The organism is Actinoallomurus acaciae (genome assembly GCF_042429965.1).
Classification (GTDB): domain Bacteria; phylum Actinomycetota; class Actinomycetes; order Streptosporangiales; family Streptosporangiaceae; genus Actinoallomurus; species Actinoallomurus acaciae.
On the sequence record NZ_JBHLZP010000237.1, the window covers coordinates 1 to 12,455 of the forward strand.

13 protein-coding genes are annotated in these 12,455 nt (G+C 71.6%); 7 read left to right on the forward strand and 6 right to left on the reverse strand.

Features of this window, described 5'->3' with window-relative positions:
• Positions 1-958 (reverse strand): MMPL family transporter (locus tag ACFFNX_RS27425; protein ID WP_378208306.1); only part of this gene is annotated, 958 nt, incomplete at its 3' end.
• A 269-nt stretch (positions 959-1,227) separates the two neighbouring features.
• On the opposite strand from ACFFNX_RS27425, the gene ACFFNX_RS27430 reads away from it, so the two are divergent.
• Positions 1,228-2,616 carry an NsdA family TPR-like regulatory protein gene (locus ACFFNX_RS27430; protein ID WP_378208309.1) on the forward strand — a complete coding sequence of 463 codons (1,389 nt, stop codon included), beginning with the start codon at positions 1,228-1,230 and terminating at the stop codon, positions 2,614-2,616.
• A 326-nt stretch (positions 2,617-2,942) separates the two neighbouring features.
• Here the strand turns inward: ACFFNX_RS27430 and ACFFNX_RS27435 are convergent, their stop codons facing one another.
• Entirely contained in the window at positions 2,943-4,232 is a 1,290-nt protein-coding gene (locus tag ACFFNX_RS27435) for a HAMP domain-containing sensor histidine kinase (RefSeq protein ID WP_378208312.1), read from the reverse strand.
• A gap of 90 nt (positions 4,233-4,322) precedes the next feature.
• Positions 4,323-5,003: a response regulator transcription factor gene (locus ACFFNX_RS27440; RefSeq protein WP_378208315.1), complete on the reverse strand. Its 681-nt coding sequence runs from the start codon at positions 5,001-5,003 to the stop codon at positions 4,323-4,325.
• A 31-nt stretch (positions 5,004-5,034) separates the two neighbouring features.
• Here ACFFNX_RS27440 and ACFFNX_RS27445 point away from each other — a divergent pair, with 31 nt between their 5' ends.
• The 3 genes from ACFFNX_RS27445 to ACFFNX_RS27455 are packed head-to-tail and all read left to right on the forward strand — an operon-like array spanning position 5,035 to position 7,100.
• Positions 5,035-5,490: a hypothetical protein gene (locus ACFFNX_RS27445; protein WP_378208318.1), complete on the forward strand. Its 456-nt coding sequence runs from the start codon at positions 5,035-5,037 to the stop codon at positions 5,488-5,490.
• Between the two features lie 60 nt (positions 5,491-5,550).
• Positions 5,551-6,324: an SDR family NAD(P)-dependent oxidoreductase gene (locus ACFFNX_RS27450; RefSeq protein WP_378208321.1), complete on the forward strand. Its 774-nt coding sequence runs from the start codon at positions 5,551-5,553 to the stop codon at positions 6,322-6,324.
• 11 nt (positions 6,325-6,335) lie between these two features.
• Entirely contained in the window at positions 6,336-7,100 is a 765-nt protein-coding gene (locus ACFFNX_RS27455) for a crotonase/enoyl-CoA hydratase family protein (RefSeq protein WP_378208324.1), read from the forward strand.
• 38 nt (positions 7,101-7,138) lie between these two features.
• On the opposite strand, the gene ACFFNX_RS27460 is transcribed toward ACFFNX_RS27455, so the two are convergent.
• A complete protein-coding gene (locus tag ACFFNX_RS27460) occupies positions 7,139-7,978 on the reverse strand; it encodes an oxygenase MpaB family protein (RefSeq protein WP_378208327.1) in 840 nt (279 codons plus the stop codon).
• Between the two features lie 98 nt (positions 7,979-8,076).
• On the opposite strand from ACFFNX_RS27460, the gene arfB reads away from it, so the two are divergent.
• A complete protein-coding gene (gene arfB, locus ACFFNX_RS27465; RefSeq protein ID WP_378208330.1) occupies positions 8,077-8,505 on the forward strand; it encodes an alternative ribosome rescue aminoacyl-tRNA hydrolase ArfB in 429 nt (142 codons plus the stop codon).
• A gap of 3 nt (positions 8,506-8,508) precedes the next feature.
• Here arfB and def read toward each other — a convergent pair whose 3' ends face one another.
• Both def and ACFFNX_RS27475 read right to left on the reverse strand, forming a co-directional pair.
• Positions 8,509-9,051 carry a peptide deformylase gene (gene def / locus ACFFNX_RS27470; protein WP_378208333.1) on the reverse strand — a complete coding sequence of 181 codons (543 nt, stop codon included), beginning with the start codon at positions 9,049-9,051 and terminating at the stop codon, positions 8,509-8,511.
• A 78-nt stretch (positions 9,052-9,129) separates the two neighbouring features.
• On the reverse strand, positions 9,130-10,059 hold the full coding sequence (locus ACFFNX_RS27475; protein WP_378208336.1) for a coiled-coil domain-containing protein: 930 nt from the start codon (positions 10,057-10,059) through the stop codon (positions 9,130-9,132).
• 256 nt (positions 10,060-10,315) lie between these two features.
• Between ACFFNX_RS27475 and ACFFNX_RS27480 the strand changes: the two genes are divergently transcribed.
• Both ACFFNX_RS27480 and ACFFNX_RS27485 read left to right on the forward strand, forming a co-directional pair.
• Positions 10,316-10,843, forward strand: coding sequence for a gamma carbonic anhydrase family protein (locus ACFFNX_RS27480; protein WP_378208339.1), 528 nt, complete (start codon positions 10,316-10,318; stop codon positions 10,841-10,843).
• Between the two features lie 109 nt (positions 10,844-10,952).
• On the forward strand, positions 10,953-12,455 hold a 1,503-nt coding region (locus ACFFNX_RS27485), incomplete at its 3' end, for a hypothetical protein (protein WP_378208343.1).

Genomic DNA, 12,455 nt, shown 5'->3' on the forward strand with positions numbered 1-12,455 from the left:
CCGCCGTCGCGACCGCGATGCCCGCGGCTCGCGCGCAGTCGGCACCGCCGCGCCGTGCCGCCGGTGCGGCCGCGACCTCCTCACGGAAGCGGCTGACGATGAGCAGTGCGTAGTCGATGCCGATCCCCAGGCCGACGACCGACACCGCCGTCAGCACGAAGACGTCGAACGTCGTCACCTGGGCCAGGACACGGATGACGCCGAGGGCCGTGAGGATCGTCGCGGCGGACAGCACCAGGGTCAGGGCGGCGGCGCCCAGCGCGCCCAGCCCGATCCACAGCACGAGGAACGACAGGACCACGGCCACGCCCTCGACGACGCGGACGGAGGAGATCTCCAGGCTCCTGACATCGGCGTTCACCGGGGTCTCGCCGACGAGGAAGGCCGAAACCCGCCCGCCCGAGGCCTGCCGGGCCGCCCGCTCCACCGCCGCGCGCTGTGCCGGGTAGCGGTCGAGCCGCTCCCGGTCGTCGCCGTACGTCGAGACGAACACGTAGCTGTTGTGGGGATCCCGGTAGGACAGCCCGCGCACCTCGAACAGGCCGACCGGATGGGGAGCCGAGACGTCGGCGCCGGCGGCCGGGAACGCCTTGGTGATGATCACACCGGGCTGCCGCATCAGCGTCTCCTGGGTGCTGTCCACCGTCGACCGGTAGGCCGGCTCGCCGGCCGTCAGCCGGTCGGAGTGGAAGACGAGCAGCAACTGCTCGGTGCCCAGCACCGGCATGTCCCGCTGGAGCGCCCTGGTCGTACGGGCGGACTCGGCGCCGCGGACGCTGAGCGGAGGAGAGCCGAGCGAGTGCAGCAGCGAGGGCAAGAGCGCGAGTGCGGCCAGCGCGAGAAAACCCCAGACGGAAAGGACCGCCCACCGGTTCTCCGCGGCCGCCGCGCCGCAGCGGTATAGCGCCGAATGCGTGAAGTGGAAGCGGCCCGCCGTCCCGGGCTGTGACTCTTTCATTCAGTCGATTACCTTTCCCGGCGCAGGTACGGCAGGCGTGATTCGGATTTCGGTGTAGGCCTGTTTCAACGGCGGAACACGGAAGAAACGGGGCGGTGCCGTTTTCGCTCCCGGTGCGAATATCCGGCCAACGGACAACATGTCAGCACGTCACGAAATAAAAATCCACAAGGCGGATGTTGCGTCGCGTTGCCTCGTTACGGTGGGGATGCTTGTGGTGACATACTGTGATGCCGTCGAATCACCGTGGCCGAAGGGAGCCCTGTGACATGGTCGATCCCACCTACCGTCACTCGCTGACCGCGCTTCGTGCCGCGTTGGGTGGATTGTCCGCGGTGGAATACCTCAACCAGGTGAATCGCCGGCACCAGGCCCTCGGATTCGGCGCGATGGCGATACGGAGGGAGAAGGTCATCCGCTGGGAGTCCGGCGCCTCCACGCCTCAGCTTTCGGCCCAGCTCGCCATGGCCGATCTCCACGGTGTCCCGGAGGACGCCGTGTACGACCTGGGCTGGCCGTCCTGGCTGTTGCTGGCCTTCCCCGCCGACCGGGCGCTGCTGCGGGCGCCGTGGAACCTGGACGGCACGCTCGGCTCGCTCCCCGGCTCGGCGCAGGCCCGGTCGTCCGACCGCCGGCAGTCGCCATGGGCCGCCGGCTCCACCCTCGACACGATCGTCGGCGAATGGTCCGTCGCGCTGTCGGAGCCCGTCCGCGTGATGCGGGCGGGACGGGGGCATGTCACCCGCGACATGATCGGCGCATTCGCCGAGCCGCTGTTTCGGATCGGCCGTCTCGACGACGTTCTCGGCGGAGAGATGACCCGGCGCATCGCGTTGGCGAATTTCGACGTGCTCGGCTCCATCGCCCGCGATGCCACCTATGACGACGCGACGGGACGCTGCCTTTTTTCGGCACTCGGTGAAGCGGCGAGAATCTGCGGGTGGTTGTATTTCGACTCAGGCCTGCATTCGGCCGCTCAGTCCTATTACGTGACGGCGCTGCGCGCCTCGGCCATGGCCGGTGACGCGATGGCCGGAGCCAACGCACTCGCGTTCATGGCCATCCAGGCCTACTCGGAGGGCGACGCCGACGACGCCGTGAAGCTCGTCAGCATCGCGTTGGACCGTTGCGAGGGACGCGCCACGCCTCGGCTGCGGGCGATGCTCCACAGCCGCAGGGCCCGTGCCCACTCCAGGACCTCCCACGGGCTCGCCGCGTGCCTTCGCGACCTCGACGAGGCTCGCCGGCAGCACGCGCTCGGACCACGCGATGACGACCCGGCCTGGCTCTACTGGATGACCGAGAGCGAGCTGGAGATGATCGCGGCGTCCTCGGCGCTCAGCCTCGGCCGGCCGCGGGAGGCACTGGACTCCTTCGACACGGCGCTGCGCAAGGGGCACTCCGCCGAGGACTTCCCGCGCGACCACGCGATCTACCTCATCCGGATCGCCCGCGCCCACCTGCTCGCCGGGGAGGTGGAGCAGGCCTGCCACACCGCGACGCGGGCCCTCACGCTCTCGCGCGGCCTCCGTTCGGAGCGGGTCCGATCGGATCTCACCCGCCTCGCCCTGGCGCTGACCGGCCACCGGTCCTGCCGCGCCGCCCGTGAGTTCTTCGACCTCTACGGAACCGCCGATCCGACGGTCACCGTCTCCTGATCCCGGGCGCGCGCCGCGGTGCCGGTTCCGCGACCACGCGAGAGGGAGTTCGAGGGGGCGGGCCGTGCGTGGGTCGGCGCACGGCCCGCCCCGGGCGGGTATCCGGGTTGGCTCGGGGAGTCATGCGGTCACCGTGAGGTGCGTCGGCGATGACGCGGCGAACGCCCTGGCGGGTTGGCGTTGCCCGAGGGGGGTTCATCGCCGACGCACCTCCCCGGATGTGGACACCCTTGTGAACGCCCCTCACGTTAGGGCCGTCGGCGGCCTTCGTCCGCGTGCTTAAGGTCCGCTTAAGGAGGAGCTAAGTGAGCCATACGGACGCCGGCTCAGGGCCGCCGCGCGCCCGCCGTCGGGAGCCAGATCTGGATCTGGGCGCCGCCGAGCGTCGAGCGGTCGATGCGCACGTCACCGCCTGCCGTCTCGGCCATGCGGCGTGCGATGTCGAGCCCCAGCCCGGTCGAGCCGCCGCCGCTGGCGCCCCGTCGCAGGGCCGTGTCGGAGTCGTCGATCCCCGGACCCGCGTCGGCGACGAGGATGACGACCCGGCCGACGCCCTCGTACAGCGTCACCACGAACGCCGTGCCCTGGGGCGTGTGCCGGAACACGTTGCCGAGGAGGGAGTCCAGCACGGCGCTGAGCTCACTTCGGGCGACCGGGACCGGGACCGGATGCTCGGCGCCGACCAGCTCGCAGTCACGGTTCTGGTCCTCGGCCAGGGCCGACCAGAAGGCCATCCGGTCGCGCAGGACCTCGGCGGCGTCGCACAGCGGACGCTGCCGCTTGGGCCTGCGCGCGGCGCCGATGATCTGGTCGACCTCCTCCTCCAGGCGCTGGACCGCCAGGCGGGTCTGCTCGGCCGCCGGTTCGGGGCCGAGCGCGGCGGCGTTCAGGCGCATCGCGGTGAGCGGGGTGCGCAGCCGGTGGGAGAGGTCGGCGACCAGCTCTCGTTCGGCGGCGAGCAGCGCCTCGACCCGGTCGGCCATGGTGTTGAAGGCCCGGCCCGCCTCGCGCAGCTCGGGTGGTCCCTGCGGGTCGATCCGGGTTCGCAGGTCTCCGCCGCCGAGGATCGTGGCCGCCTTGGCGAGGGTACGAGCGGAGCCGACGACGCGGGCGGCCAGCCGGTCGGCGACGATCACGGAGCCGACGACGAGCGCGGCGGCCACGCCGCTGAGGACGATCCAGGCCGACCGCACCCCGCGCGACAGGTCCTCCTTCGGCAGGTACACCTCGACCACCGTCGTCCGGCCCTTGTCCAGGGCGACCGGCTGGAGCAGCACGTACCCGCCGGCCGCGCGCGCCGAGAACGACCGGCCCCGGGCCATGGCGGTCCGCAGGTCCGCTCGCCGCGCGTGTGTGGTGCCGATCGTGGCCTGGCCGGGCAGGTGCACGGCCACCCGGCCGGCCTCTCCGGCCTGGATGCTCGCGACCGCGCGTTCGACCGCGGTGCGGTCCGTGGAGATGGCCAGGGCGGGGGCGAGCGAGCCCGCCTGCCGTTCGGCGTCGGTGAGCGCGCGGTCGCGGGCGATCTCCCGCACCATGAGCCCGAGCGGTACGAGGAAGGCGAGCGCGACCATCGAGGTGACGGCGGCCGACACGAAGGCGAGGGACCGTCTCATGAGACCTCCGTCGTCGGGAAGGAGAGAGCACGGGCGCGTGTTTGTTGATCCGCTCGCTCATGGGCGGCTCATCCGATGCTCGCCACGGGCTCAGCCGGGAGGCAGCAGCTTCACGCCGACGCCGCGGACGGTGTGCAGGTAGCGAGGCCGGGACGCGGTCTCGCCGAGCTTACGGCGCAGCCACGACAGGTGGACGTCGATCGTCTGGTCGTCGCCGTACGACTGGCGCCACACCTCGGTGAGCAGCTCACGCCGGGAGACCACCTGACCGGCGCGGAACGCCAGATGGGCGAGCAGGTCGAACTCCCGGCGGGTCAGGTCGAGCGGCGCGCCGTCCAGGAACGCCTCGCGCGCCTCGAGGTCGACCCGCAGCCCGCCCACCTGACAGGTACGCGGGGGAGCGGACCGGCCACGGGCACGGCGCAGGACGGCGGACAGCCGGGCGATCAGGTGCTCGGGGGAGAAGGGCTTGACGAGATAGTCGTCGGCGCCCGCGTTGAGCAGCCGGACGACCTCGGTCTCGTCGTCGCGGGCGGTCGCCACGACCACGGGCACGTCGGAGACCGCGCGCAGCATCTTCAGTGCCTCGGCCCCGTCCAGATCCGGTAACCCGAGGTCGAGGACCACGACGTCCGGCGCGTCCTGCGACACCTCGCGCAGGGCGTCGAGCGCCGTGCTCGCGCTGCGGACGGTGTAGGAGCGCTCGGTGAGCTCACGGATGAGTGCAGAGCGTACGAACTGGTCGTCTTCGACGACTAGTACATTCGCCATATTCCGTAGCCTAAGGGGCATCATGGCACCGGTGCGGCGTGTGATGACCTATGTGACCCTCTGGGGTGGAGCGACCACGCTCGCCATGCTGCTCGTCTGGTTCGGCGCCCGCCCGGTGCTGCACAACGCGGTCTTCGGCGAACCGCCCGCCACCCGGCCCATCGTCGGCGAGCAGCGCCCCGTGAACCCGCCGCCGGTGAGCACCTCGCCGCCCGCCGACTCCGGCTCCTCCACCGTCGCGACATCGTCGCCGACCCCCTCGCCGACGCCGCGCGACCGTACCTATGTCATCCGCGGGGGCAAGGTCGTGCTGACGGCGACGGCGACGGCGGCGCGTCTCGTCTCGGCCACCCCGAACCCCGGATACGAGATGCAGACCTGGCGCGGCGACGGATGGCTGCGGGTCGACTTCTCCAACGGCGTCCGGACCTCCAGTTTGTTCGCGACCTGGAACGGGCACCCCCCGGACGTCCGCGTCGTCGACTGAGCGACCGAGTGATCGAGGTCACCAGAATACGATTCGGTCCGCTCCGGTAACCTCCTGCTTATGGATGTCAACGGAGCTGCAGCCATCGTCACCGGCGGCGCGAGCGGGCTGGGTGAGGCCACCGCGCGCGACCTGGCCGAACATGGCGCCAAGGTAGTCATCGCCGACCTCAACGAGGACCGCGGCAAGGCCATCGCCGACGAGCTCGGCGGCGTGTTCGTCAAGGTGGACGTCTCCGACGAGACTCAGGTCCAGGCCGCCGTCGACGCCGCCGTCGCCACCGGTGCGCCGCTGCGCGTCGTGGTGAACAGCGCCGGCATCGGGTGGGCGTCGCGGACCGTCGGCCGGGACGGCTCGCCGCACGACCTCGCGTCGTACCAGAAGGTCATCGCGGTGAACCTCATCGGCACCTTCAACGGCATGCGCATCGGCGCCGCGGCGATCGCCAAGACGGAGCCGATCGACGAGTGGGGCACCCGCGGCGTGGTCATCAACACCGCGTCCGTCGCCGGCATCGAGGGCCAGACCGGGCAGGTCGCCTACTCCGCCTCCAAGGGCGGCATCATCGGCATGACCGTGCCCGCCGCACGCGACCTCGCCGCCATCGGCGTCCGCGTGAACACCATCTGCCCGGGCATCATCGACACGCCGATCTACGGGCAGGGCGAGCAGGCCGAGGAGTTCAAGAAGAAGCTCGCCGCGCCGGTGGTGTTCCCCAAGCGCATGGGCCGGGCGTCGGAGTTCGCCCACCTGGTGCGCTCGCTGGTCGAGAACGACTACGTCAACGCCGAGACCATCCGCTTCGACGGCGGTATCCGCTTCCAGCCCAAGTGAGGTCATAGGCCATGTCGGATGCAGTTCTGACCGAGGTCGGCGACGGCGTCGCCGTCATCACGATCAACCGCCCCGAGGCCAGGAACGCCGTCAACGGCGCGGTCGCCAAGGGCATCGCGGGTGCGCTCGACGAGTTCGACGCGCGCAAGGACGTGTCCGTTCTCGTGCTGACCGGCGCGGGCGGCACGTTCAGCGCCGGCATGGACCTCAAGGGCTTCCTGACCGGGGACAGCCCTCTCGCCGAGGGCCGTGGCTTCGGCGGCATCGTCGAGCGTCCGCCGGCCAAGCCGATCATCGCCGCCGTCGAGGGGTACGCCCTGGCGGGCGGGTTCGAGCTGGCCCTGGCGTGCGACCTGATCGTCGCGTCCTCGGAGGCGAAGTTCGGGCTGCCGGAGGTCAAGCGCGGTCTCGTCGCCGGCGCGGGCGGCCTGCTGCGCCTGCCGCGGCGGATCCCGTACCACGCCGCGATGGAGCTGGCGCTGAGCGGCGACCACTACCCGGCGTCCCGGCTGGCCGAGCTCGGCCTCGTCAACCGGATCGCGGAGCCGGGCGAGGCCCTGTCCGCGGCGCGCGAGCTGGCCGCCAAGATCGCTGAGAACGCGCCGCTCGCCCTCGCGGCCACCAAGCGCGTCATCGTCGAGTCGCCCGACTGGGACACCGCGGAGCAGTTCGCGAAGCAGGGCGAGATCATCAACCCGGTCTTCGGGTCCAAGGACGCGATGGAGGGCGCCGCCGCGTTCGCGGAGAAGCGCCGTCCGTCCTGGTCCGGCGAGTAAGGTTCCTGTCTGAGGGCGGCCCCTTTTCCGGGCCGCCCTCAGGCGTTCCCGGGCATGCGCCGGCGCAGGTCCCTCAGGTAGTGGTCGCGCGGGAAGGTGCGGACGCGCAGCGGCAGGCGCGGGTACGCGAGCCGTAGGGCGGCCATCAGCAGGTGGAAACGGGCCTGCCGCGCCCGGTTCCAGCGCCAGCCGTACTGCCGGCGGATCGGCTCCGGCATCAGCCCGGCGGTGATGAGGCGGATCGTGGCCAGCCCGGGCTCGTTCAGCACGCCGCCCCTCAGCCTCGGATGCAGCACCTGGTGGGCGATGGCCCGCGACGCGTCGCTGATCCGCAGGGACGCGAGCGTCCTGGCGTAGTACTCCCGGAAGTCCTGGTAGGTCGCCGGCATCATGGCGTACGGGCAGCCGAGGATGGTGGCGTAGACCTTGGTCTGCTCGTAGTAGGCCGCCCGCTCGTCGTCGGAGAGACGGCGGAAGAGCAGCTCGTACGCGTGCACGGCCGTGGCGAAGAGCGTCGCGGCCACCCACACCTGAAGCTCCGGGTCGCCTGCCGTGTAGCCGGGCCCGGTGACGCGGTCGTGCATGCCGCGGACGATCCGGCTGAGCCGCTCCGCCTCGGTACGGGTGCCGAAGCCGACCGCGTACACCCACTGCATCGTGCCGCGCAGGCGGCCGAGCGGATCCTCGGCGGTGTAGCTGTGGTCGAAGACGCCCTGGGCGATCTTCGGATGGGCGGTCTGGAGCAGCGAGGCCGCGCCGCCCGCCGCGATGAGGAACCCCTCGCGGCCGATCACGCGGATCAGGTCGTCGTCGCGGAAGAGGCCGGCGCGGTCGGCCGCCACGTCATCGGTCGCGAGATCGTCGTGATCGGGAGACATGGCCTCATTGTAAGTAACCACTTGCTTGGGCCGCCAGAGCGCGACGGCGCGTGAAAATCGGACGACATCCAGGTCGCGGACTGGGGATAATCGGCCCTATGTCCGGTCCAGTACGAGTCCGCGGCTCGGTGGTCATCCCCGACTCCGAGCTGAGCTGGCGTTTCTCGCGTTCGTCGGGGCCGGGCGGACAGCACGTCAACACGAGTGACACCGCCGCCGAGCTGTCCTTCGACGTGGCGGGCTCGACCGCGCTGCCGGAGCGGTACCGGGAACGGGCGCTGGAGCGCCTCGGCGGGCGGCTGGTCAACGGAGTGCTCACCGTCCGCGCCGAGGAGCACCGCTCCCAGCTGCGCAACCGCGAGGCGGCCAAGGTGCGTCTGGCGGCGCTGCTCGGCGAGGCGACCGCGCCGCCGCCCAAGAGCCGCCGCCCGACCAAGCCGAGCCGCCGGGTGCAGGCCCGCCGCCTGGAGAACAAACGCCGTCGCGGCGAGATCAAACGCGGCCGTTCGGGCCGGTTCGACGACTGAGTCTCACGAGCTCCAGGTCGCCGAGCGCACGGCGCGCAGCGCCTCCTTGCGGGTGGCGCCCTTGAGCGTGTCGACGTACAGCCGGCCCTTCAGATGCCCGGACTCGTGCTGGAGACAGCGCGCGAAGTAGCCGGTGCCCTCGACCCGCAGCGGCCCGCCGGTCATGTCCACGCCCTCGACCACGGCGTGCGCGTACCGTGGGGTGGCGAACCGCAGTCCGGGCAGCGACAGGCAGCCCTCGTCGTCATCGAGCAGCTCACCGTCGGCCGTGACGAGCGTGGGGTTGACCAGGTGCCCGACGTGGCGCCGTCCGGCGTCGTCGCTGCAGTCGTAGACGAAGACCTGGAGCGACACCCCGATCTGGTTCGCGGCGAGACCGGCGCCGTCGGCGGCGTACATCGAGGCGAACATGTCATCGATCAGCCGCTTCAGGTCGGCGTCGAACGCCGTGACCTTGTCGCTCTCGGCGCGCAGCACGGGGTCGCCCATGTAACGGATCGGGCGCACCGTGCCCGTGCTCGTGCGGCGACGTCGTTCAGCTCCCACGAAATCAAGACCTTAGTGCGCCCGCGGCGCGAACGCCTCACCCCGGCGGCCCTCCGGCCGCCGGGGTGAGGCGTTCGTTCACTCGGAGGGTTCGCCGGCCGGCGGCATCTGGATCACGCGCGGCTGCTCCGGCGGGCCCGCCGGCGGCATCGCGTGCGCTCCCTGCGGCTGGCCGGGCGGCTGCGGCGGGGCGGGCTGCGGCGGGAACGACGGCTGCGGAGGCTGGGGGTGCTGCCCCTGCGGCTGAGCCTGGGCGCGGGGGGCGTCGGGCTGGTGGTCCGGGCGCTGCTCCTGGCGTTCGTGGCGGGGAGCCTGGGCGATCTCCTCGACCATCTTCTCCAGCGGGCCGGCGCTCTCCTCGGCGCGCAACAGCACCGAGAGGGTCTCACTGATCTCGCTGAGCCGTCCCAGCGCCTGCGAGTGCTGCCGGGTCAGCTGGGTCAGCCGCTCCGTGGCGTCCTCGTTGATGGCGGACGAACGGCGCTCGGCGTTCGTCAGGGTGCGCTCGGCCTCGTTGCGGGTGTCGAGGAGCAGCTGGTCGGCCTCCTGCTTGGCGCTCGACCGGATCCGGTCGGACTCCTGCTTGGCCGCCGCCATCATGTGGTTGGCGTTCTCCTGCGCCTGGGCGATGGTCCGCTCGGACTTGCCCTGGGCCTCGTCGACGACCCGCTTGGCCTCGCGCTCGGCATCCTGGCGGATCTGGTTGACCTTCTGGTCGGCGTCACCCAGCTTCGACTGAGCCTCTTCCTCTGCCAGGTTGATGATCTGGCGGAGACGTTCGCTGAGGTCGTCACCGGTGGGCCGGCGGCTCTCACGGACCTCGGCCATCTCGCGGCGGGTGCGCTCGACCTCGTCGAGGGCCCGGGACAGCCGTGCCTCGAGCTCGCGGATCTGATTACGAGTGCGGGCGATGTATTCGTCGACCTGGCGGCGGTTGTAGCCGCGCATGACGATCTCGAACGACTCCTCCCGAAGGAGGTTTGGCAGAATCTCGGCTTCGTTGCTCATAGGCCCAAGGGGTTGAAGGTAGGTCCTGGACGACTCTCGACGCTTCCACCCCTTGGCGCAAGGGGAATGCGGCGTCTGGTAAGAATCGGTGACACTCCGTTGTCGCGCGGCGGGGGTTTGCAGACGATTTATATCGTCAAATGGCCGTTTCAGGAGGCAGAACCCGCCCATCCGGGGGCGATGTTTCGGGCGAGCCCCCCCTGCGCCGGGGGCCGGATCGCCGGTCCTCCGCCGGTCGCTCCTAGACTCGACCATCGTGGCTGACTTCCTTCTTGGCGCGCTGGGCGAACACGAACCGAAGATCCACCCGGAGGCGTGGGTCGCGCCCGGCGCGGTCGTCGTCGGCCGCGTGGCGCTCGGGGCGCGCGCCAACGTCTGGTACGGCTCGGTGCTGCGCGGCGAGGACGAGGAGATCGTCGTCGGCGAGGAGTGCAACATCCAGGACCTGTCCTGCCTCCACGCCGACCCCGGTGAGCCCGCCGTGCTCGAGGACCGCGTGAGCCTCGGGCACAAGGCGATGGTGCACGGCGCGCACATCGAGACCGGGTCGCTCATCGGCATCGGCGCGATCGTGCTCGGCGGCGCACGGATCGGCGCCGGCTCGCTCGTCGCCGCGGGCGCGGTCGTACCCCCAGGAAAGACCATCCCCTCCGGCGTGCTCGTCGCCGGCGTACCCGGCAAGGTCGTACGGGAGCTGACCGACGACGACCGCGCCGTACTCGCCTACACGCCCGGCGCGTACGTCGAGAAGGCCCGCGTGCACCGCGAGGCCCGCTGGATCTGAGAATTACTCGTGATCGCCTTCTCGTTGGCGGTCCGTTTACCATTGCGTGATGGTCTGGGGGCAGGCATATGGGGATGTTCCCTCGTCCGCCGCGCATGATCCCTTCGCGGTGGCCGAGCGGGACACCCGTGCCATGGTCACCTCCGGATGGTGGGCCGGCGCACCGCCACAGCAGCGCCAGCACCTCATCGCCGGCCGCGTGCTCGCCCTTCCCGACGGCTCGTGGTGGATCTTCGGCGCCTGGGGCCGCTGGTACCGCCTGACCCCCGCCGACGCCCAGTGGCACCTCTGCCCGCCACCGCAGCTGGCCCTGACCCGCAGGTCCGCGCGCCCGCTCCAGCAGGGCATGCCCGTGCCGCCGATCCCCCCGCACGTCGTCCCGACCGGCCCCGACCTCGCGTACGCACCGCCGCCCGCGCTGGCCTTCGTCGACGCCGGCATCCGGCCCGAGGTCACCTCCCGCGTACGCGCCACCGTCGAGTCGGCCGCCGCCCTTCCGACGCACGACTATCCGCACTGGTGGGGGCTGTTCTCCTCCAACGTCCCGAGCACGGTCGCCGTCACCTGGGGCGTCATGCTGTGGTGCGCCACCGCTCCGGTCTTCGACGCGCGTATCGACGCGCAGATGCTCGGCCTGTGGTCGTCCCACCGCGCACGGCCGCTGCCGGACATCGACGGCCCGCGCTGGCTGACGCCGCCGCCGCTGGAGACGCTGGTCGGCCTCTACACCGAGCGGCTGCGCTCCGGCCGCGTCGACGCGGCGGTGGTCATCCTCCGCACGATGTGGGCGATGGCGGGCGCGCTGCGCGAGGACTCGAGGTTCCAGCGGCGCGCCGACGCCCTGATCGCGATGCTCGGCGTGACCCTGCAGAATCCCACGGTCGACTACGGCGCCCTGTCGTACGGTGACGGGGCCGTCGTCCAGCAGTGGCTCACCCGCTGCCCACCGGCTCTGGCCCCCGCACTGCGCGTCGAGGCGTCGGCCGGCGAACACTTCCGCAACAGCTATTACGACCTCGCGCTCGCGGTCACCCCGATGGTCGGCGACCCGAACTCGCGCGGCTACGTCGAACCCCGGCTGATCGCCGCCGCCCTGCTCGCCGCCGACCTCGCGGTCGTCCGCCAGGACGTCTCCAGCCAGGTGATCGGCTGGCTCGACCCGCAGGTCGGCGAGGCCATGCGGGCGATGCTGATCCAGCGGGACCATCCGCTCCGCCCGTACTGGCCCGACGGCGACCGGCTGCCGCGGTCGCTGCGCGACGGCATGGAGGCCGTCGAACCGGCCGTCCGCAGCACGCTCCTCGCCACGATGTACGCCGCGGACCTCGCGTGGTGCCGACTCGGGGGAGGCATCCCGGCGCGGCCGCGCGGCTTCCCGTCCTCGGTGGCGATCCTGGCCGAGATCATCGGCCCGGGCCGCGCCACGTCGGCGACCGCGTCCGAGCCGGTCTCCCATACGCCGGGCATCGCGCCGCTGGCACACCAGTACCCCGCGAACCCGGCCGCGTCCCCACAGACGCCGGGCGTACCCATGGCCCAGCAGCCTCCGACCGGCCCACCGGGCCAGGCCCCGGCCTGGACCTCACCCACGCCGGACGGGACGCCGGGCGGC

Excerpts from the sequence above, each read along its gene's own strand:
- ACFFNX_RS27455 (WP_378208324.1), top strand. The coding sequence starts at position 6,336 with ATGTCGGATGCAGTTCTGACCGAGGTCGGCGACGGCGTCGCCGTCATC.
- ACFFNX_RS27430 (WP_378208309.1), top strand. The coding sequence starts at position 1,228 with ATGGTCGATCCCACCTACCGTCACTCGCTGACCGCGCTTCGTGCCGCG.
- ACFFNX_RS27435 (WP_378208312.1), bottom strand. The coding sequence starts at position 4,232 with ATGAGACGGTCCCTCGCCTTCGTGTCGGCCGCCGTCACCTCGATGGTC.
- ACFFNX_RS27450 (WP_378208321.1), top strand. The coding sequence starts at position 5,551 with ATGGATGTCAACGGAGCTGCAGCCATCGTCACCGGCGGCGCGAGCGGG.
- ACFFNX_RS27440 (WP_378208315.1), bottom strand. The coding sequence starts at position 5,003 with ATGGCGAATGTACTAGTCGTCGAAGACGACCAGTTCGTACGCTCTGCA.
- ACFFNX_RS27460 (WP_378208327.1), bottom strand. The coding sequence starts at position 7,978 with ATGTCTCCCGATCACGACGATCTCGCGACCGATGACGTGGCGGCCGAC.
- ACFFNX_RS27475 (WP_378208336.1), bottom strand. The coding sequence starts at position 10,059 with ATGAGCAACGAAGCCGAGATTCTGCCAAACCTCCTTCGGGAGGAGTCG.
- arfB (WP_378208330.1), top strand. The coding sequence starts at position 8,077 with ATGTCCGGTCCAGTACGAGTCCGCGGCTCGGTGGTCATCCCCGACTCC.